We start from the raw sequence: 19,153 nt of genomic DNA on the forward strand, positions 1-19,153 counted from the left end.
GGGTCCTCCAGGAAGCTGACGTGAGGGTGTGTCAGGCGGACTGCTGGGCCTGGACCGCGTGGTGCGCGGCGAGCCGTCCGAAGATCAGCGAGCGCAGCACGGACGTGGCCGGCGGGTAGGCCTTGTAGAAGAGGCCGGTGGCCTCGCCCGCGGCGTACAGGCCGGGGATGGCCGTGCCGGACGGGGTGACGACGCGGGCGTCGAGGTCGGTGCGGACGCCGCCGTAGGTGAAGCAGATCGCGGCGGTCACCGGGACGCCGATGAACGGCGCGGTGTCCAGGGGCGTGGCCCAGTTGGACTTGGGCGGGGTGAGGCCGACGGTGCTCTTGCCGTCGAGGCGGGTCGGGTCGAACTCCCCTTCCCCGACACCCGCGTTGAACTCGGCGACGGTCTTCGCCAGTCCCTCGGCGTCGATGCCGAGCTTGTCGGCGAGCTCCTCCAGGCTGTCCGCCTGCTCCGGCGGTACGTCGCTGAGCAGCGAGTTCATGATGCCCGGGATGGCGAGGGTCTTGGCGTCGGCGATCCAGTACGCCTCCTGGTCCTGGTTGCGCCAGATCTCGTAGCCGACGTGCTCGAAGGTGTTGTCCCAGGTGTCGCGGCCCTCGTCGAAGAACCGCTGCATACGGCCGTTGACGAAGATGCCGCAGCTGAAGCCGTACAGCACCGCGTCGGCCTTGCTGGTGCGGCGGTCGACCGGCTCGGCGTGGATGCCGTCGAACTGGCCGGCCGTGTCGGCGCCGAGCTCCAGTGCCATGCGCAGGGCGTCACCGCGGTTGTTGGCGATGCCGGGCGCGATCAGCGGCAGGTCGCAGGCGCGGTCGCCGACGTAGCGGGTGAGCATCTCGGTGTTGCCCTGGAAGCCGCCGCAGGCCAGGACCACCGCGCGGCCGGTCAGCCGCCGGGTGCGGCCGTCGGGGCCGCGCACCACGACGCCGTCGACGGCACCGTCCTCGGCGGTGGTCAGGCGCAGCGCCTCCGTCTCGTAGTGGATGTCGACGCGGGGGTCCTTCTCCAGGGCCGCGCCGAGGTGTTCGACGATGGAGGCGCCGCCGCCGCGGGGGCTGGCCGGCGGGGTCATGGAGGGGGTGCCGCCGTCGAAGGTGTGCGGCAGCGGGAAGTCGGCGTAGGCGATCTCGACCCCGTGCTTCTCCACGAAGGCGAGGGTCTGCGGGGACTCGCGCTCCACCGTGCGGCAGTACTCGACGTCGGCGAGGCCGCCGGAGACGCGGCCGACGTGCTCGGCCCAGTCGGTGTCGAGCCGCCGCTGCTCGTCGACGCGGAGGAAGGCACCGGTCCAGCGGGTGGCGCCGCCGCGTTCGGCCTCGGTGGACCGTTCGAGTATCGCGATCCGGGCGGGCGTCTCGCGCTCTTCGGTGGCCTCGGCGAAGGACAGGGCGGCCGACAGGCCGGCGGCGCCGAATCCGACGACGACGAGGTCGTACGGGGCGGGCGTGGACGGGAGGGTCATGGTTGCTCCTGGAGGTCTTGCGTGCTGGGCGGTGCGTGCGGCGGGTCAGCGGTTGGGGCTGATGACCCGGCTGGTGCGGTACAGGCGGTACTTGGCGCCGGTCACGGTCTTCGCGAACTCCTGGTAGCGGCTGGTGAAGCCGGGGTCGTCGAAGATGGCGTTGAACCGCTTCTCGTCGGTCCAGGCCGCGAGGTTGATCACCGCGTCGCCGTCGACGCTGGTGAGCAGGCGGGAGCCACGGAATCCGTCGGCGGTGGCGGCGACGTGCTCGACGGCACCGGCGAGGGCGTCGACCGTGGCGGGCGCGTCCTCGGTGGTGGCGACGTTGATGAGCAGGACACTGTCGTCCGGGACGGCCGCGGTGACGACACCGGGGCTGGCGTTCTTGCCCTCGAAGGCGACCCGGTCGTACGAGGCGATGCCGAGCTTGTGCCACGGGTCGCTCTCGATGAGCTCCCGCACGGTGGTCTCGTCGAGGTCGGCGGTGACGATGACGGCACCGCCGTCGGGCCGGGGCCCGCTCAGCAGGATCCGTCCCTGGTCGGAGTGGTCCCGCAGCCAGGCCTTGTGCTCGGGCAGGTGCACGGTGACGGTCTCGCGGGGCTGGAGGTAGGTGAGGGTGAGGACGTGGATCACGGGTTTTCTCCGGTGTGAGGAAGGACAGCCCGTCCGTCGGTCGGGGACGGGGCCGTGCAGGGCGGTTCGGGTGGATTCCGGGGGCCGGGGCCCGGCCGGAGGGGGAGGGGTCAGGGCGTGATGCGCCCGGCCAGGCCGCGCAGGATGGACTCGGCCTCGGCGACGGTCTCGTGCACGACGCTTCCCGCCGGCCGGATGTCGTGGACCAGGTCGAGGACCTCACCGGCGAACAGCGCGCGCCGGCTCGTGTCGTCGCGGGCGACCGCAGCGGCCCACTCGGGCTCGATCTCGGCGCGCCGGGCCGCGAGTTCGGTGTCGCGGCCGGTCCAGGCGCGGGTGAAGTCGTTGCTCACCGAGCGCGCCTGGTAGGCCTCGTCCCACGGGATGCCGCGTACGACGTCGAAGGCCCGGGTGTCGACGAGGTCCGCCGTGGCCCCGGAGACCAGTGAGGACTTGAAGCCGGGCGTGCCCAGCGACTCCTCGGTGACGGCGAAGCGGGTGCCCATCATGACGCCGTCGGCGCCGAGGGCGAGGGCGGCGGCCAGGCCCCGGCCGTCCGCGAAACCGCCCGCGGCGACGACGGGCACCACGCCCTGGGTGATGTCGAGCACGGCCGGGATCAGCGGCAGTGTCGCCTGTGTCTTGTGGTGGCCGCCTGCCTCGGCGCCCTGGGCCACCAGCACGGAGGCCCCGGCCTGCAGGGCCACGGCCGCCTGCTCGGGATCGTGCACCTGGACCACGACGTGGGCACCGCTCTCGGCGGCGGAGGCGACGTACCGGCGCACCTGGTCCGGGTCGCCGAACGACAGGGCGACGACCGGCGGGGCGTAGCCGAGCACCTTGTCCCACAGGCCCGGGCGCTCGTCGAAGGTGAACATCACGCAGCCGACGCCCCAGACGCCACCGGCCTGCGCGGCCTGCCCCACGTGTTCGTCGATGAAGGCGGGGTCGCCGTAGCTGACACCGACGAGTCCCAGCCCGCCGGCGCGGGTGACGGCGGTGGTGAGCCGTCCTCCGGACACGGACCCCATGGGGGCACTGATGACGGGGTGGTCGATGCCGAGCAGTTCCGTCAGCTTGGTGGAGATCACGCTTCTCCCCTGTTTTCCCGGCCGCGGCCGAATGGATCAGGAATGAATCCGACGTCATTGGGAAATCGATCGGAAATTGCCGTGTGACCGAACCGGATTCGTGTCACATACAGGAGACTAGGTTCGGCGGATCTCGCCTGTCCAAGACCTAAACCGCGTAGTAGCCATAACGCTCCGGCTATGACGGAATGTGACCCTCCGGTAAGGTGACCTCGGAGTAAGTTTCCGCTTTCATTTCCTGCGGGGAAACACAGAACGGCCGGTCCGGAACAAGAAGTTCCGGACCGGCCGTCGGATGGGGCCGAAAAGGGAGATCAGGCGCGGTAGGGCCACCCGCACCGAGCGGCCACCCGGCCCAGGTACCGGGCCGCACGGCTGCCGGCCAGGGCGGTCACGGCCAGCCGTTCACGGGGCGCGGAGGCGGTGGGCAGCGGGCGCCAGACGAGCCGCGGATCGTCCGTCACGGCCACGCTCGGGCGCAGGGCCACCAGATCGCGGGTGGTCTGCAGGGCGTGCACGAACAGAGCCTGCTGGTCCTGGTCGACGGGATGCAGCACGGCCTTCCAGCCCAGCGCCGTCAGCTGCGCCGGCACAGCGTCGGCATACCCGGGCGCGCATCCCTCGTCGTACCAGAGGAGGCGCTGACTGGAGAGATCCTCCCAGGTCAGAGTCGGTTGAGCAGCCAAGGGGTGCGTGGTGGGCAGGACGACGCCGAGCGGCTCGTCCCACACGACGGCGCGGGCGAGGTGGGGCGCGGTCACCGGCAGCCGCATGATCCCGAACACGATCTCGCCGTGCTCCAGCAGCTCGGGCTGCTCCGCCGCGCCCACCGAACGCATGCGCAGGTGCGGCCCGGGTCTGCCCCTGACGTGGTGGGCGCCCTGCCCGGCGAGGCCGTTCTGCACTTCCGCGAGAACCTCCGCCGGCACGCCTCCGCACACGCCGACGGACCAGAGCGCGGGGGTGGGGGCGGCGGCCGCGATGGCCGACCGGAGCTGGCCGGGGATGCTCTGGATCTCCCGGAGAAAGGCCCGGCCACCCGCCGTCAGTTCGACACCGCGGGAGCTGCGAACGAAAAGCGCGGCTCCTATTCGCTGCTCCAGCCGTTTGATCTGCTGACTCAGACTCGGCTGCGATATACGCAATTCTTTGGCGGCTGCGGAGACAGTGCCGGAGCGGACCACCGCCAGGAAATACCGAAGGTGTCGCATATCGAAGTCGTCGACATGTTCGGCATGGTTGACAGCGCGCTGAATCTCCTCCTGGTGCGACTCCTCGGGGACCGCGCCGAAGGCTGCCTGCCCGAGGGGGAACGGACCGATCCTTTCATCCAGCACACTCATCTGCTTCCCTCCGTCACTTCATGGCGACCGCGACCGCGGACCGGCCTGGGGCCGGGCAGCGGGCGGCCCGGCGGACCGGGACAGCATCATCATGACAGAAAAAACCTTCGGGATGGTATTTTTTACGTGTCCGAAACGACAACCTCATCGCCCGGCCATGTCCCGGCAGCCCCCGCGATCACCGGCGAGCGCGTCGAGCAGGAGACGCCACACCGCCTCCCTGGTGGGGGCGCTGCCGTACTGGTCGTCACACTGCGAGGCGTGGAGAGCACCGTGCAGGGAGGTCAGCAGCAACTCCGCGACCAGGTCCGGCGGATAGGGGGCCATGCCGTCCTCCTGCTGCGCCCTGCGGACGAGACCGACCAGATGACGCCGTACGTCGTCGAAGAGGTCCGGGGCCGCGCGGGCCAGACAGGGCAGGTCGGTGGCGAGCCGGAGGGCCGCCCTGAGCCGGATGTCCGAGCGCAGGCGCTGGGCGAGCTCCAGGACCAGTTCCTCCAGCACGGCACGGGCTGCGGCACCCGGCACGTCCCGGGCGTGCCGCATCTCCTCCCACGCCACGCGGGACTGGGCGAGCAGGGTCGCGGCGAGGATCTCCTTGGACGGGAAATGCCCGTAGAGGGCCCCCTTGGTCATCCCCGTCCGCCTCGCCACGTCGTTCAGCGTGGCCTTGGCGTATCCCTGCGCCGCGAACTCCTCGGCCGCGGCGTCCAGCACCTTCTCACGTGTGCGCAGCGCCCTTTCCTGTTTGGCCATGCGGGGTGCCCTCCGGTCTCGATCGAGAGCACAAACATACCCCTGGGAAGGATTCCTCCGAGGAGACGAAAGTCGGCCGTACATCGGGACTCACGGAGGCCGGATCCTGCCGTTGGCCTGGGGCGGAACAAGGCGGTCGCCCGGTTGCCACGACGGCTTCCCGGGGTGAGGGCCGGTGTCCCCGGGGAGGGTCGTCCAGCCGAGCCGGGCGGCCTCGTGCCGCAGGGCGGGGGCACCGCCGATCACGACCGGGTGGCCGACGGAGCGGAGCATGGGCAGGTCGCTGTCGTGGTCGCCGTACGCGTGGCAGTCAGCGGCGCGGGCGCCTCGCTGCGCGAGGTGGTCCTCGACCGCGTCGGCCTTGGCCCGCCCGATCATCGGCCGGTCGATCTCGCCGGTCAGCAGCCCGTCATCGGTGACGGTCTGTTCGGCGCACCGTACGGCGGCGGCGCCGAGGTCCGCGGCGACGGCGTCCACGACGGCGCGCAGGGAGCCGGAGACCAGCACGATCTCGTGCCCGAGGGCACGGTGCCGGGCGAGGGCGTGCAGTCCGGCGGTCACGAAGGCGCGCTCGCCGCGGCGGTGGAGGGCGTACCAGTCGCGGGCGGCGGCCTGGAGGAGCGAAAGGGGCGTGCCCCTGTAGCGGTGGTAGTAGTCGCGGTTGAGCCGGGAGCGGTCGGGCGGGCCGGCTGCCACCGTGGACGTGGTCGCCGGCGGTGCCGGCTGCCTGCCCGTGTCTGCCGGGTCGCCCTGCCGTGCCACCCAGAAATCCCAGAAGTCGAGCAGGCTCTTCGTGGCGACGAGGGTCTCGTCGACGTCGAAGAAGGCGACCGGGACGGCTGCCGCCCGGGTCATGGCCCGTCACCTCCCGCTGGGGACAGCACCGCTTCCGCGTAGGCCCGGGCCGCGGCGTCCGGGTCCAGGGCGGCGTGGGCCGCGATGGCCGTGGCGTCCCGCCAGGCGCGTTGTACGGCGCTGTCCGGGGACTGGGCGCGCAGGCCGGAGGCGTGGAACAGCGCGTCGACCGCCTCCCGGCACAGGGTGGCCGCGGCGGTGGCGTCCCTGCGGTTCTCCGCGACCGCGAGCGCCGTGATCTCGCCCCGGTCGGCGCGCTCGGCCGCGCCGGTCAGGAGCAGACCGGCGGCGTGGATCCGCGCCGACGCCCGGGCCAGCACGGTGTGGGTGGCCGGGTGGGGGCGCTCGGCAGAGAGCCGTTCGCCGGTCCAGACGCGCAGGGCCCCGCGGGCGGCTCCGAGCAGCGGAGCGGCGAACATCAGCGCCGCGACCATGGGGTACGGCACGGTGTGGCAGCGGGCCGCGCCGGGCCTGCTCCGCAGGAGTGCGGCGAGCGTGTATGTCCGGTGCCGCGGAACGACGACCCCCGCGCACCGCACCGTGTTGCTGCCGGTGCCCCGCAGGCCCGAGGAGTGCCAGGTGTCCTCCACGGTCACCTGGCAGCGGGGGACGGCGAAGACCCGGTGCTCCCGTCCCTCCTCGCCGTCCGTCCAGGAGGCCAGCAGGATCCAGTCCGCGTGGTCGACGCCGCTGGCGGGCCGCCAGGCGCCGTCGAGGCGCCAGCCGCCGTCGACCGCCACCGCAGCACCCTGGGGCGGTACCACCGCGGCGGCGATCCGCACGTCCGCTCCGTCCGCCCACACCTCGCGCTGCCCCTCGGGCGGGAGATAGGCGGCCAGCCGGCCGTGCGCAGCGAACAGCGCGGCGCACCACGCCGTGGCGGCACAGGCCTCCCCCGCGTCCGCCACACCGGCCACCAGCGGGCCGAACTCCCCCGCTGCTCCGCCGAACCGGCCGGGCACGAAGTGACGCGGAAAGCCCGCGCGGGTCAGCGCGTCGACGACATCGGCCGTGAGGGCACGCCGCTCCTCCGCTGCTCGGGCGTCCCGGCGGGCGGTCGCCGTCAGGGCCGACAGGTCACGCAAGGGTGCGCGCCGGGCGGCACGCTCCGGTTCGTCGCTCAGCATGCGGCCCCCGTACGGCGGTGGGCACGGCCGGGCGTGCCGCACCGGATGCGGGCCCGGGCGAGCGTGCGGTCGCCTTGCGTGGCGGTCAGACGGAGGAGGCCGGCGTGCTCGTCGTGCGGCTCCCTGGCCTCTGCCTCGCGGGGCTCCAGGCTGATGGCCACCGGCAGGTCCGGTTCGCCGAACGAGTCGTATGTGACGGCGAGTTCACGGATGTCCCGCACTCGGGCCGGGCCGGCGGCGCCCTGGGTGGCGGCGACACCGGCCGCCTGGCGGAAGGCCTCCACGAGGGCCATGCCGGGTATGTGGTCCGACGGGTGGTCGAAGAGGACGGGGTGGCCGGGGTCCAGCCGCAGCCACCACCGGCCGGAGCGCTCCGCGTCGGAGGCGAGGAGGACGTCGCGGTCGCGCCACAGCCCGACCCTGGCCGGTGGCAGCGCGGCGGCCACGGCCGCAGCCGCGTGGGCCCGCCCGGACACCACGGGTGGCTGCGCGGCGCCGCGCTTGCGGAGGACCGCGTACCGGCGTGGTTCCATGGCCTCCCAGTGGACCCGCGCCCGGCCGGCTGCCCGGCCCGCCGCCCACACCGTCGCGTCCAGCTCCAGGCAGGCGCGGCGGGGGCTCCCGGTCGCACGCCGGCAGCGCGCCTGAAGCGTCGCGTCGGCCGAGGGCGGCAGCGGCTCGTCGAGTTCGACGGCGACCTCGCCGAGGACGAAGGGGTGCCTGAGGGGGATGTCGTGGAAACGGTGGGACAGATGGATCGCCGCCTGCCGGGCCGTCTCGGCCAGCAGTACGGGGTCCAGGGTCCCCTGGTCGGGGCGGTCAGCGGTGATGAACTGGTCCCGGGGTAACCGGGCGGCGACCGCGAACCGGTCCTCGCCCAGGTGCCGCGCGTCGGTCAGGAGCACTTCCGTGGAGGCGGCCTTGTGCACGGTTTCGCGGGCTACGGGGCGGTCGTAGCGGAGCGCGCCACCGGGAGGTCCGGGGATGTGGAGGTCCGGTGGCGCGGCGAGGGACGGTACGCAGTGCAAGATTCTGTTCCCTTTCGGGTCGCGGAAGCAGGGGTGGGCCCGCTAGGGTCCCGTCGTTCACGGGAAGCGACGCGAAAAAAGATACCTTCCAGAAGGTATAGAGCCGAGAATCGTTTTGAGCCAGTACAGCCGGAATCATTCCGTCTGCCCGGCCGAACACGTCAACCCGTTCCGGCCGAGGCCGCCGAGTCAGAGGAACCGAGCATGTCCGAGCCGCAGCCAGCCATCGCCGCGTTCGCGCCGAGGAAGTTCGTCACCAGGAGGGGGCCCGACCCCAAACAGGAACGGTCCGCTCGCACCAGGTCGCTGGTGCTCATCGCGGCCTCCGAGCTCTTCGCCGAGCAGGGGTTCCGGCACACGTCGGTCAAGGACGTGGCCGACCGCATGAAGATGACGAAGGGCGCGGTCTACTTCCACTACCCCTCCAAGGAGGCCTTGGCCGTGGCGGTGGTGGAGGAGCACTACGCCCGGTGGCCGGCGCTGCTGGAAGAGGTCATGGCGGAGGGGTTCGGGCCGCTGGAGACGGCGGAGCGGATGCTGGCGCGTACGGCCGTGTCGTTCCGGGACGACATCGTCGTACAGGCGGGGGCACGTCTGCAGATAGAGCGCCCGCACATCGACGCCGAGCTGCCGACGCCGTACGTCGACTGGACCGAGCTCCTGGCCTCGCTGCTGGTCGCGGCGCGGGACGAGGGCCAGGTGCGGGAAGGCGTCTCGCCGGAAGCGGCGGCGCGGTCCCTGGTCTCGGCGTTCTTCGGCGCCCAGCACATCTCGGACGTGCTCAGGGGACGCGCGGACGTGGTGGAGCGCTGGACGGAGACGAGCGAACTGCTCTTCCACGCCATCCGGGCACACTGACTCGGGGGCCTGAAAAGCGGCTTCGGGAGGCACCGGGGCGCACACCCGTGCGTGGCGGTGCTCCGCGGCCGAAGCCGTGGAGCACCGCCACGCGGATACACCCGGGGACCCGGCGCCGGCACCGGCGCCGTCCCGTCACACCGTCCCGTCACACCGGCTCGGACACCCGGCGGTGGCCGGAGAGCACGACGAGCCCGCCGACGACGGCGAGACCCATCAGGACGGTGCCGAAGAGGGTCGCGCCGGTGGGCAGGCCCACCGCGTCCATGAGGTACCCCGTGGACACCGGCAGGAGGCCGGCCGGGATGTAACCGCCCACGTTCAGCGCGGCGTTGGCCTCGGCGAGGCGCTGCGCCGGGACGGTGGAGTTGAGCAGTGACAGACCGCCGAGCTGGCCCATGCCCTGGCCGGACCCGGCGAGCAGGGCGGAGGCTACGAGCAGCGCGACCGACGAGGCCTGCACGGCTGCGATCAGAGCGGCCATGCTGAGGGTGGTGCTGATCGCACCGGCGGTCAGGATGGTGCGCCGGGGCAGCTTCTGCACGGCGAACTGCACGCCGGTGGCGGCGAGGAACATGACGAACGCCATGGCTCCTGCGACGATCCGGCTGGTGGTGCCGAGCAGTTCGGTCAGCAGGGTCGGGCCGAGCGACAGCACGAAGGACGTGGCGGTGATGCCGGGGGCGAACACCGCGATGCCCAGGGTGAGATGGATGCCGTTGCCGTGCGGTACGCCGGGCACGCGCACCCAGGCACCCTTGCCGCGGGCGGCGGGACGGCGTACCGGCATGCGCAGCACGGCGAGGACGGCCGTGAGCAGCAGGACCGCCTCGACGACGAAGACGGTGACGGTGGGGGCCGGGAGCGTCTCGGACAGCAGGCCGGCGAGCAGCGGGCCGAGGCCGGCCCCGAAGACCATGGCGCAGGAGGCCAGCAGCGCGGCCAGCCGCTTCCGCTCCGGGCCTGCCACGTCCGTCACGGCGGCCATGCCGGCGGAGACGACCGCTCCGACGGCGATGCCGGTGAACAGCCGGGCGACGATCAGTGCGGCGACCGTCGTGGCGGTGGCGAAGATCGCGCAGGCGGCCAGGGCGAGCGCGAGGGCGGGCAGCAGCACGGGCTTGCGTCCCAGCCGGTCGGAGACGACGCCCGACACGAGCAGCGAGCCGAGCAGTCCGACGATGTAGAACGCGAAGACGACGGTCAGGGTGCCCTTGGAGAACCCGATGTCGCGCTGCCACAGGACGTACAGCGGGGTCGCCGCGTTGGACAGTACGAAGACGGCGGTGACCGGCCAGGCCGCCAGCCACACCCACCAGGTGGGCGTGCGGGTCGCGGTGCGCTCCGGCGGTGCGGGCGTGGCCGGCTCCGGCGGTGCGGCCTGCTGTTCGTCCACCGTCTCGGCGGACAGGGTCCGGCTCTCCGACATGGGTTGCTCCCTCCGGCATGCTCAGTACGAGTCCGTTCGAACTTAACATGCAGTACGATTGAACTCGTACATAGGATTTCGGTTATAGGGAGTTGCCTATGTCTGCGACGGTTCGACAGGAGCCGGTCATCAAGGTGCTGCCGGAGCCGGAAGACCTGCCGGAACCGCTGCCCGAGCCGGCGGTCGCGGAGCTGCGGCTGGAGACCGTGCTGGGCGCGCTGAGCGACCCCCTGCGCCTGCGGATCGTGCGCAAACTCCTGCTCGAGTCGGAGGAGTTCGACCACTCCTGCGGCTGGTTCGGCCTCGACCGCCCCAAGTCCTCCCTCACCCACCACTTCAAGGCCCTGCGCGAGGCCGGCGTCACCCGCCAGCGCCAGTACGGCCTGGAACGCCGCAGCCACGTCCGCGTGGACGACCTCAACACCCGGTTCCCCGGACTGGTGGACCTGGTCGCGGCGTGGACCCCGCCCGACACGCCCTGAACCGGGGCTCGTTCTCCCCGCGCGTGCAGCCGCCGGCCCCGCTACGGTTCCGGGGTCGGGCAGCACGAGACGGGGGTCGTACGTCGCCATGGGCATACGAGGGAAACTGCGCGGGTGGTGGGAGCGGGGGCGGCTGCTCGCGGCGGACCATCCGCTCCTGGCCGACATCGGCGTCGCGCTGCTGGTCCAGGCCGCGATGACCATGCCGTTCCTGGTGCCGCGCGCGCCCGGGCTGCCGCCGGCGACCTGGGGGGCGTACGGGCTGAGCACCCTCACCGTCCTGCCCCTGGTCTGGCGGCGGCGCGCTCCCGTCGCCGTGCTGTTCGCCGTAATGGCCACCACCGCCCTGTACGGGCTGACCTTCGAGGGGCCCGGGCAGCCGCTGCCGTACACCGGGCTGGTCGTCGTCTACACCGTCGCCGCGCTGTCGGCCCCGCGCAGACGGCTCCTCGTCGGGCTCGTGCTGGTGGTCGCCGTACCGGTGGGCGTGTGGCTCAACACCCGGTCGGCGCGGGAACTGACCTTCTCCCTCTTCGTGTTCGCCGCCGCCTACGGGTTCGGGCGGCTGACCGACGCCCGGCAGCGCGCCCACCGCATCCAGGCCGAGCAGGCCGCCGCACGCGAACGGGCCCGGATCGCACGGGAGATGCACGACATCCTCTCCCACGCCGTGAGCCTGATGATCGTGCAGGCCGAGGCCGGGCCGGTGGCCGTGCGGGCCGCTCCCGAGCGGGCCGAGGCAGCCTTCGACGCCATCTCCGCGACCGGGCGGGACGCCATGGCGCAGTTGCGTCACATGCTGGGAGTGCTGCGGGACGGCGGTGACGACACCGGCGGCACCGCCCCGCGCGAACCGCAGCCCGGGCTCGCCGCGCTGCCCGGGCTGCTGGACCGGGTGCGCGGGAGCGGGCTCCACGTGGTGTACCGGACCGTGGGACACATCGGGCCGGTGGCCGACGAGATCGGGGTCACCGTCTTCCGGGTGGTCCAGGAGGCCCTGACCAATGTCGTCAAGCACGCGGACGCGCACACCGCCACTGTCCGGCTCTCTTGCCGGACGGCCGTGTTGGAGATCGTCGTGACCGATGACGGGCGTGGGGCGCACGCGGTGTCCCGGCGGGGCGGGCACGGGCTCGTCGGGATGCGTGAGCGGGCCGCGGCGCACGGGGGCAGCGCGGTCGCCGGGCCCGGAGCGGGCGGGCGCGGGTTCGAGGTGCGGGTGCGGATCCCCGTCTCGGCGGCGGCGGAGGTGGGGCCGTGACGATCCGTGTCGTGGTCGCCGACGACCAGGAGCTCGTGCGCAGCGGCTTCGCGATGATCCTGGACGTACAGCCGGACATCGAGGTCGTCGCCGAGGCGGGTGACGGCGGCGAGGCCGTCGAGGCGGTGCGTCGGCACGCGCCCGATGTGGCGCTGCTCGACATCCGGATGCCCCGCGTGGACGGCATCGAGGCCTGCCGTGCGATCAGCGCGGCGGGCGACTGCCGGACGGTGATGCTCACGACCTTCGACTCCGACGAGTACGTGTACGACGCGCTGCACGCGGGCGCGAGCGGCTTCCTGCTCAAGGACGTCCGCCGGGACGACCTCGTGCACGCCGTGCGGGTCGTCGCCCGGGGCGACTCGCTGCTCGCCCCCTCCGTCGCCCGGCGTCTGGTGGAGCAGTACACCCGGCCCGCCTCCCGGACCCGCCGGCCCGACTCCCGGCTCGACGTCCTGACCGCGCGGGAGCGCGAGACGCTGCTGCTGCTCGCGCGCGGCCTGTCGAACGCCGAGATCGCCGCCGAACTGGTGGTCAGCGACCACACCGTCAAGACGCATGTCGGCAACGTGCTCGCGAAGCTGGGCCTCAGGGACCGGATCCAGGCCGTGATCTGCGCCTACGAGACCGGCCTCGTCGCTGCCGGGGATCCCCCGCCCGGGGGAGCCTCCCGCTCCGGGTCCTCCCCCGCGTCGGCGAGGAAGTGACGTCGCGGGACCGCCTGCGGGGGCGATCCGCGCGGCGGCTCCGCCGCGGAGGATGAAGCCGTCGCACAACGTCGCCCCATCTCACCGGAGTCCGCCATGAAGACCCGTACCAGCCTGCTGACCGCCGCCGTGCTCGTCGTGGGGCTCGCCGCGGGACCGTCCGTGCTCCCGGCCGCGGCCTCCACCCCCTCCGCGTCCACGGCCGCGCCGTCCCCGGGCCCGGCCCTCGAAGCCGCCATCGCGGGCCTTCCCCGCGCCGACGCCACCGCCGCGCTCGTGCGGGTCGGCGGCAAGGAGGGCACCTGGCGCGGCAGTTCGGGCGTGCACGATCTGAAGACCGGCCGGCCCGCCGATCCGGCGGCTCGCTTCCGCGCCGGGTCCGTGACCAAGGTCTTCACCGCCGCGGTCGCCCTGCAACTGGCCGAAGAAGGACGGCTCGACCTGGACCGCAGCGCCCGCTCGTACCTGCCGGAGCTGATCCCCGCGTCGTACGGCGGCGTCACCGTCCGCCAGCTCCTCAACCACACGCACGGCATCCCGGCACCGGACTTCCCCGGCACCACCGTCGAGGAGCGGTACGCGAACCGTTTCCAGGTCCACGACCCCGAGGACATGGTCCGCTCGGCGACGTCGAAGAAGCGCGAGTTCGCGCCGGGCGAGCGCCAGCACTACCTCAACATCGGCTACACCGTCACCGGCCTGCTCATCGAGCGGGTCACCCACGACTCCTACGAGCGTCAGGTCGCCCGGCGCGTGCTCGGGCCGCTCGGCCTGCGGAACACCTACCTCCCGGGATCCGCCCCCCGCATCGCCGGGCCGCACAACCACGGCTACCAGACCATGCGCCTCGACGACGGCACGACCGGGCTCCGGGACGTCTCCGTGTGGGGTGCGACGGACGGATGGGCGGCCGGGGACATCATCTCGACCACCGCGGACCTGGAGCGCTTCACGGGCGCCCTGTTCCGGGGGCGGGTCGTGCGCGGGCCGCTGCTGGAGGAGATGTTCACGCTGCCCGAGGTGACCGACTTCGGGACCGGGGAGCCGGCCGCCTACTCCGCCGGCCTGTCCGTGAAGGTGCTGGGCGGGCGCGAGGTGTGGGGCAAGACGGGCGGGCGCTGGGGGTACAACGCCGCCATCGCCTCCACCCGCGACGGCTCCCGCACCCTCGTCTACAGCGTCAACTCCACCGACGCCAAGGGCCAGGGCATGAACAGGACCGCCGAGAACATCATGGTGGCGGCCTACGGCAGGCCGTAGGGCACCGCGTCACGCCGGTGGCGTCGCCCGTACGAGGCCGGTCTGATAGGCGATGACGACCAGTTGCGCGCGGTCCCGGGCGTGGAGCTTGGTCATGGCCCGGTGGATGTGCGTGCGGACGGTCAGCGGGCTGACCGTGAGGTCCTCGGCGATCTCCGTGTTGGACCTGCCCTCCGCGGCCAGCGCCATCACCTCGCGTTCACGGACCGTGAGGTCGGCGAGGCGTTCGGGGGGAGCGAGGCCGGTGCCGGAGGCCGGCGCCATGAGGAAGCGGGTGATGAGGGAGCGGGTGGCGACGGGCGAGAGGAGGGCCTCTCCGGAGGCCACCGTGCGCAGGCCCGTCAGGAGGGTGTCGGCGGTGACGTCCTTGCCGAGGAAGCCGCTGGCGCCGGCGCGCAGGGCCTGGGCGACATAGTCCTCGGTCTCGAACGTGGTCAGGATCAGCACACGGGTGGCGGACAGCTCCGGGTCCGCGCACAGCTCGGAGGTGGCGGCGAGGCCGTCGGTGCCGGGCATGCGGATGTCCATGAGGACGATGTCGGGGTGCAGTTCGCGGGTCAGGTCGACCGCCTCGGCGCCGTCGGAGGCCTCGGCGACGACCTCCATGTCCGCGCAGGAGTCGATGAGGATGCGGAAGGTGGCCCGCAGCAGGGCCTGGTCGTCGGCGAGCAGCACCCTGATGCTCATGCGGGGGTTCCTTCCGCGAGGTGGACGGAGGGTTGCAGGGGCAGCGCGGTGGTGACCTCGAAGCCGCCCTGCGGGCGGGGGCCGGCGCACAGTTCGCCGCCGAAGGAGAGGGCGCGTTCGCGCATGCCCATGACGCCGAAGCCGCGGCCCCGGGCGACCTCCGGCTTGCTGGGGCCGTCGTTGGTGACCGTGATCAGCAGCCGGGAGCCGGTGTAGGCGAGGAGCACGTGCGCGGCTTCGGCCGTGGCGTGCTTGGTGACGTTGGTGAGGGCTTCCTGCACGATCCGGTACGCGGTCAGGTCGACACCCGGCGACAGCGGCTGCGGCTCCCCTTCCGTGGCGACGGTGACCTCCAGGCCCGCCGACTCGCACGCCGAGACCAGCGCGGGCAGCCGGGACAGGCCCGGGGACGGCTCCAGCGACGTCGAGCCGGGCATCTCGTCGTCGTGGCGGAGCAGGCCCAGCGCGGCCTTCAGCTCCCGCAGCGCGGAGGACGTGGTGGCGGTCAGGTCGTTGAGGATCTTCTGGGTCTGCTCGGGGCGGGTGAGGGCGAGGTGCGCGGCGGTGCCGGCCTGGGCGTTGGCCAGGGCCATGTGGTGGGCCACGACGTCGTGCAGCTCCCGGGCGATGCGCATGCGCTCCTCGGTGACGCGCAGCCGGGCCTCCTCCTCCCGGGTCCGCTCCGCGTGTTCGGCCCGGGCCTGCACGGCCCGGAGGTAGGCGCGCCGCAGCCGCGTCATGTTGCCGGCGGCGAGGGGCAGCATCAGCCAGAAGAACGGGCCGATCGTCCTCAGCAGCAGCGAGAGCTGGTCCATGGAGTCGGTGAAGACGGCCGCGACGACCACCGCCAGCATGGTGCCGATGCCGTAGGCGCGGGTGGTCCTGCGGTCGGTGAGGGCGGCGAGCCAGTACAGCGCCGCCATGATCGGTGCCAGCAGCAGGGGCGTAAGCAGATAGCCCATCACGACCGCCGTCACGGTGCAGCCCATGGTGACGGTGACGACGGCGCGCGGGTACGCGCGGTGCCTGAGCAGGGCGAGGCAGGCCACGCCCATGACCGCGACCCCCGCCTTGTCCTGGGCGGGCGGTTCGGCGCCGGGCAGGGCGAGGGAGGTGCCGAAGGTCGCACAGGCCATCAGTGCCAGGGCCATCGCCAGGTCGACGAGGAAGGGGTGCTGCTCGGCGAATCCCTCCAGGCGATCCGCGTAGCGCCGCTCCAGGGGAATGCTCATCGGGCTCTCCGGTCGGTGGGGCTGGGACCATCGTGGTCGACTTCGGGCCGGAACGCCCGGGGGGCCGCCCGTGTCCTTCGCCACGGGCGGCCCTGGGCGCGGGTTCCTCAGGTGCGCGCCGGCTCCAGGCCGGGTGCGGCGGCGGGGGCCGGTTCCCGCTGGGGCCGGCTGAGGGCCTCGCCCTCCACGTCGACACGGGGCAGCGCCCGGTCCAGCCACTTCGGCAGCCACCAGGCCTTGTCGCCGAGCAGGGCGAGGACGGCCGGCACGATCGCCATCCGGACGACGAAGGCGTCGAACAGGACGGCGGTGGCCAGCCCGAAGCCGATCATCTTGATCATGGAGTCGCTCTCGCCGATGAACCCGGCGAACACCGCGATCATGATCAGGGCGGCGGCCGCGACCACCCGGGCGCTGTGCCGGAAGCCGGAGGTGACCGCCTGGGCGGGCGACTCGCCGTGGACGTACGCCTCCCGCATCCGTGAGACGAGGAACACCTCGTAGTCCATCGCGAGGCCGAAGACGATGCCCACCAGGAAGATCGGCATCAGGCTCATGATCGGGCCGGTCTGCTCCACACCGAGGAGCTCCGCGCCGTGGCCCTGCTGGAAGACCACGACGACCGCGCCCAGGGACGCCAGCACCGACAGCAGGAAGCCGAGGGCCGCCTTCAGCGGGACGAGCAGGGACCGGAAGACCACCAGCAGCAGCACGATCGCCAGACCGACCACGACGATCAGGTACGGGACGAGCGCCGCCTGGACCTTCCCGGCGATGTCGATGTTCATCGCGGTGGTGCCGGTGACCTCGTAGCTCGCGCCGGTGCCGGACTCGATGCCGGGGCGCTCGTCGCGGATGGTGGTCACCAGGTTCTTGGTCTTCTCGTCGGTCGGCGCGGTGGACGGCACGGCCGAGAAGACCGCGGTGTCGCCGGCGCCGTTGAAGCGGGCCGGGGAGACGGACACGACTCCCTCGGTGCCGCCGATCTCCTTCGCGACGGTGGCGGCGGCGGCCTTCGGGTCGGGGGCGCCCTTGGCGTCCACGACGATGGTCAGCGGCCCGTTGAAGCCCGGCCCGAAGCCCTCGGCGAGCGCGTCGTAGGCCCGGCGCTCGGTGGTGGAGACCGGCTTGGCCTCGTCCCCGGGCATGCCCAGCTGGAGGCCGGCCGCGGGCAGCGCGAGGGCGCCCAGGCCGACGACGCCGAGCAGCAGGACGGGTATGGGGCGGCGCAGCACGAACCGCGCCCAGCGGGTGCCGGCGTTGGCCTCGGTGCTCGCCTCGATCCGGCCGCTCCTGCGGGCCCGCCGGCTGAGCACGGCGTTCGGCCAGAAGCCGAGGAGCGCCGGGACGAGGGTGAGGGCGATCAGTACGGCGACGACGACCGCGCCCGCCGCGGCCAGCCCCATCTTGGTGAGCATCGGGATGCCGACCACGGCGAGCCCGGCCAGCGCGATCACGACGGTGAGCCCGGCGAACACGACCGCGGAACCGGCCGTGCCGACGGCCAGCCCCGTCGCCTCCTGCGGTGTGCGGCCCCCGGCGCGCTCCTCCCGGTAGCGGGAGACGACGAACAGGGCGTAGTCGATGCCGACGGCGAGGCCCAGCATCATGGCGAGGGTGCCGGTGGTCGTGGACAGGCCCAGGGCGCTGGCCAGGGCGAGGATCGTGGCCATGCTGACGCCGACGCCGATCACGGCCGTCAGCAGGGGCAGCCCGGCGGCGGCCAGCGAACCGAAGGTGATCAGGAGCACGACGGCGGCGATCGCGACGCCGATCACCTCGGCCGTGCCGCCCGGCCCGCCCTCGGCGGCCAGCGCGGTGCCGCCCGCTTCGACGGTCAGCCCGGAGTCCCGGGCCTGGTCGACGGCCCGCTCCAGGTGGCTGCGGGTGGCGTCGGTGAGGTCGTTCGCGCCGACCTTGTAGGTGACGGTCGCGAAGGCGGTCGTGCCGTCCTCGCTGATCGTCTTCGCCGCGAAGGGGTCGACGGCGCTCGCGACCTGCGAGCCGTCGCCGAGTCCGGCCACGGCCTTCTCGATGGAGGTCCTGTTCCCGGCGGCCGTGACCTTCTCGCCGCCCGGCGCGATGAAGACGACCCTGGCCGTCGCGCTGTCTGCCGTGGCCCCGGGGAAGCGCTGCTCCATCAGGTCGAACGCCTTCTGGGACTCGATGCCGGGCATCGAGAACTCCTCGTCGGCGGCCCCCGGCGCTTTGAGGGCGCCCAGTCCCACGGCGGCCAGGACGGCCGCCCAGACCAGGGCGACGTACCAGCGCCGCCGGAAGGCCAGACGGCCCACTCGATACAGGAAAGTAGCCACGGCAGGAGATCTCCACATCTGGTGTCGAACGTCTGCCAAGCCTGTCCGTGGGCGTGTTGTCCCGTCGTCGTGCGCCTGCCGACAATCCCAGGTACTCGGAACGCAGTACCGGCGGGCGGTCCGCTCCACCTCGGGTACGAGATTCCCGAGCCATCCGCTCCGGCCTGTGCTACCTTGGCTGGTGTTGCAGTTTTGGTTCCCAGAGACTTCGAGTGCTCTATCGACCTTTGTCGACGAGCACTCTTTTTGTTTCCGAGGATTTTCGGATCTCTCCGGAGGGTGATCATCACAGCGACCCCGAATCCGCAAGGTGCGGATCTCGGGTACTGCCCCCCAAGGGAGATGCACATGGCAACTGGCACCGTGAAGTGGTTCAACGCGGAAAAGGGCTTCGGCTTCATCGAGCAGGAGGGTGGCGGCCCGGACGTCTTCGCCCACTACTCGAACATCGCCACCTCCGGCTTCCGCGAGCTTCAGGAAGGCCAGAAGGTTACCTTCGACGTCACGCAGGGCCAGAAGGGCCCGCAGGCCGAGAACATCGTTCCCGCCTGACGCGTACGCGAATGCCCTGAACCGGGGCCCGCACCCTCGCGGTGCGGGCCCCGGCTCGTTTTGCAC

At 72.5% G+C, this 19,153-nt stretch carries 18 protein-coding genes; 6 read left to right on the forward strand and 12 right to left on the reverse strand.

Features of this window, described 5'->3' with window-relative positions:
• Positions 1-31: 31 nt before the first annotated feature.
• The 8 genes from IO24_RS0119455 to IO24_RS47190 form a co-directional block, all read right to left on the reverse strand.
• Positions 32-1,468 (reverse strand): FAD-binding protein, encoded by a 1,437-nt coding sequence (locus tag IO24_RS0119455; protein WP_031137363.1) that lies wholly within the window; start codon positions 1,466-1,468, stop codon positions 32-34.
• 45 nt (positions 1,469-1,513) lie between these two features.
• The gene (locus tag IO24_RS43135) at positions 1,514-2,104 is read right to left on the reverse strand and encodes a YciI family protein (RefSeq protein WP_157851276.1); all 591 of its coding nucleotides are present in this window, start codon (positions 2,102-2,104) and stop codon (positions 1,514-1,516) included.
• 110 nt (positions 2,105-2,214) lie between these two features.
• The gene (locus IO24_RS0119470; protein ID WP_031137365.1) at positions 2,215-3,195 is read right to left on the reverse strand and encodes an NAD(P)H-dependent flavin oxidoreductase; all 981 of its coding nucleotides are present in this window, start codon (positions 3,193-3,195) and stop codon (positions 2,215-2,217) included.
• 314 nt (positions 3,196-3,509) lie between these two features.
• Positions 3,510-4,538 carry a LysR family transcriptional regulator gene (locus IO24_RS0119475; protein WP_051905948.1) on the reverse strand — a complete coding sequence of 343 codons (1,029 nt, stop codon included), beginning with the start codon at positions 4,536-4,538 and terminating at the stop codon, positions 3,510-3,512.
• A 144-nt stretch (positions 4,539-4,682) separates the two neighbouring features.
• Entirely contained in the window at positions 4,683-5,294 is a 612-nt protein-coding gene (locus IO24_RS42125; RefSeq protein WP_051905949.1) for a TetR/AcrR family transcriptional regulator, read from the reverse strand.
• 90 nt (positions 5,295-5,384) lie between these two features.
• Positions 5,385-6,149 (reverse strand): HAD family hydrolase, encoded by a 765-nt coding sequence (locus IO24_RS0119485; protein ID WP_051905950.1) that lies wholly within the window; start codon positions 6,147-6,149, stop codon positions 5,385-5,387.
• Positions 6,146-7,276 (reverse strand): acyl-CoA dehydrogenase family protein, encoded by a 1,131-nt coding sequence (locus IO24_RS0119490; RefSeq protein WP_045296022.1) that lies wholly within the window; start codon positions 7,274-7,276, stop codon positions 6,146-6,148. Before IO24_RS0119490 ends, IO24_RS0119485 begins: the two co-directional genes overlap by 4 nt.
• The gene (locus tag IO24_RS47190; protein WP_051905952.1) at positions 7,270-8,304 is read right to left on the reverse strand and encodes a ScbA/BarX family gamma-butyrolactone biosynthesis protein; all 1,035 of its coding nucleotides are present in this window, start codon (positions 8,302-8,304) and stop codon (positions 7,270-7,272) included. The genes IO24_RS0119490 and IO24_RS47190 overlap by 7 nt, the downstream gene beginning before the upstream one ends.
• Positions 8,305-8,508: 204 nt before the next feature.
• On the opposite strand from IO24_RS47190, the gene IO24_RS0119500 reads away from it, so the two are divergent.
• Entirely contained in the window at positions 8,509-9,162 is a 654-nt protein-coding gene (locus tag IO24_RS0119500; RefSeq protein ID WP_037668063.1) for a ScbR family autoregulator-binding transcription factor, read from the forward strand.
• Positions 9,163-9,310: 148 nt separating this feature from the next.
• Here the strand turns inward: IO24_RS0119500 and IO24_RS0119505 are convergent, their stop codons facing one another.
• Positions 9,311-10,591 (reverse strand): MFS transporter, encoded by a 1,281-nt coding sequence (locus tag IO24_RS0119505; RefSeq protein WP_031137376.1) that lies wholly within the window; start codon positions 10,589-10,591, stop codon positions 9,311-9,313.
• Positions 10,592-10,689: 98 nt separating this feature from the next.
• Between IO24_RS0119505 and IO24_RS0119510 the strand changes: the two genes are divergently transcribed.
• The 4 genes from IO24_RS0119510 (at position 10,690) to IO24_RS0119525 (ending at position 14,301) form a co-directional block, all read left to right on the forward strand.
• Positions 10,690-11,073: an ArsR/SmtB family transcription factor gene (locus IO24_RS0119510; protein WP_031137377.1), complete on the forward strand. Its 384-nt coding sequence runs from the start codon at positions 10,690-10,692 to the stop codon at positions 11,071-11,073.
• Positions 11,074-11,161: 88 nt separating this feature from the next.
• Positions 11,162-12,334 carry a sensor histidine kinase gene (locus IO24_RS0119515; protein ID WP_031137379.1) on the forward strand — a complete coding sequence of 391 codons (1,173 nt, stop codon included), beginning with the start codon at positions 11,162-11,164 and terminating at the stop codon, positions 12,332-12,334.
• Positions 12,331-13,041 (forward strand): response regulator, encoded by a 711-nt coding sequence (locus IO24_RS0119520; RefSeq protein WP_031137380.1) that lies wholly within the window; start codon positions 12,331-12,333, stop codon positions 13,039-13,041. Before IO24_RS0119515 ends, IO24_RS0119520 begins: the two co-directional genes overlap by 4 nt.
• 96 nt (positions 13,042-13,137) lie before the next feature.
• Entirely contained in the window at positions 13,138-14,301 is a 1,164-nt protein-coding gene (locus tag IO24_RS0119525) for a serine hydrolase domain-containing protein (RefSeq protein WP_031137382.1), read from the forward strand.
• 9 nt (positions 14,302-14,310) lie between these two features.
• On the opposite strand, the gene IO24_RS0119530 is transcribed toward IO24_RS0119525, so the two are convergent.
• The 3 genes from IO24_RS0119530 to IO24_RS0119540 form a co-directional block, all read right to left on the reverse strand.
• A complete protein-coding gene (locus IO24_RS0119530; protein WP_031137384.1) occupies positions 14,311-14,988 on the reverse strand; it encodes a response regulator transcription factor in 678 nt (225 codons plus the stop codon).
• On the reverse strand, positions 14,985-16,220 hold the full coding sequence (locus IO24_RS0119535) for a sensor histidine kinase (RefSeq protein WP_031137386.1): 1,236 nt from the start codon (positions 16,218-16,220) through the stop codon (positions 14,985-14,987). Before IO24_RS0119535 ends, IO24_RS0119530 begins: the two co-directional genes overlap by 4 nt.
• A gap of 107 nt (positions 16,221-16,327) precedes the next feature.
• Positions 16,328-18,535: an MMPL family transporter gene (locus IO24_RS0119540; RefSeq protein ID WP_031137387.1), complete on the reverse strand. Its 2,208-nt coding sequence runs from the start codon at positions 18,533-18,535 to the stop codon at positions 16,328-16,330.
• Between the two features lie 348 nt (positions 18,536-18,883).
• On the opposite strand from IO24_RS0119540, the gene IO24_RS0119545 reads away from it, so the two are divergent.
• A complete protein-coding gene (locus IO24_RS0119545; RefSeq protein WP_030846597.1) occupies positions 18,884-19,087 on the forward strand; it encodes a cold-shock protein in 204 nt (67 codons plus the stop codon).
• The last annotated feature ends 66 nt before the right edge of the window (positions 19,088-19,153 follow it).

The organism is Streptomyces flavovariabilis, assembly GCF_000725785.1.
GTDB classification, from domain to species: Bacteria; Actinomycetota; Actinomycetes; order Streptomycetales; family Streptomycetaceae; genus Streptomyces; species Streptomyces hawaiiensis.

Excerpts from the sequence above, each read along its gene's own strand:
- IO24_RS42125 (WP_051905949.1), bottom strand. The coding sequence starts at position 5,294 with ATGGCCAAACAGGAAAGGGCGCTGCGCACACGTGAGAAGGTGCTGGAC.
- IO24_RS0119525 (WP_031137382.1), top strand. The coding sequence starts at position 13,138 with ATGAAGACCCGTACCAGCCTGCTGACCGCCGCCGTGCTCGTCGTGGGG.
- IO24_RS0119535 (WP_031137386.1), bottom strand. The coding sequence starts at position 16,220 with ATGAGCATTCCCCTGGAGCGGCGCTACGCGGATCGCCTGGAGGGATTC.
- IO24_RS0119500 (WP_037668063.1), top strand. The coding sequence starts at position 8,509 with ATGTCCGAGCCGCAGCCAGCCATCGCCGCGTTCGCGCCGAGGAAGTTC.
- IO24_RS0119515 (WP_031137379.1), top strand. The coding sequence starts at position 11,162 with ATGGGCATACGAGGGAAACTGCGCGGGTGGTGGGAGCGGGGGCGGCTG.
- IO24_RS0119530 (WP_031137384.1), bottom strand. The coding sequence starts at position 14,988 with ATGAGCATCAGGGTGCTGCTCGCCGACGACCAGGCCCTGCTGCGGGCC.
- IO24_RS0119505 (WP_031137376.1), bottom strand. The coding sequence starts at position 10,591 with ATGTCGGAGAGCCGGACCCTGTCCGCCGAGACGGTGGACGAACAGCAG.
- IO24_RS0119475 (WP_051905948.1), bottom strand. The coding sequence starts at position 4,538 with ATGAGTGTGCTGGATGAAAGGATCGGTCCGTTCCCCCTCGGGCAGGCA.
- IO24_RS0119510 (WP_031137377.1), top strand. The coding sequence starts at position 10,690 with ATGTCTGCGACGGTTCGACAGGAGCCGGTCATCAAGGTGCTGCCGGAG.
- IO24_RS0119455 (WP_031137363.1), bottom strand. The coding sequence starts at position 1,468 with ATGACCCTCCCGTCCACGCCCGCCCCGTACGACCTCGTCGTCGTCGGA.
- IO24_RS0119545 (WP_030846597.1), top strand. The coding sequence starts at position 18,884 with ATGGCAACTGGCACCGTGAAGTGGTTCAACGCGGAAAAGGGCTTCGGC.
- IO24_RS0119490 (WP_045296022.1), bottom strand. The coding sequence starts at position 7,276 with ATGCTGAGCGACGAACCGGAGCGTGCCGCCCGGCGCGCACCCTTGCGT.
- IO24_RS0119485 (WP_051905950.1), bottom strand. The coding sequence starts at position 6,149 with ATGACCCGGGCGGCAGCCGTCCCGGTCGCCTTCTTCGACGTCGACGAG.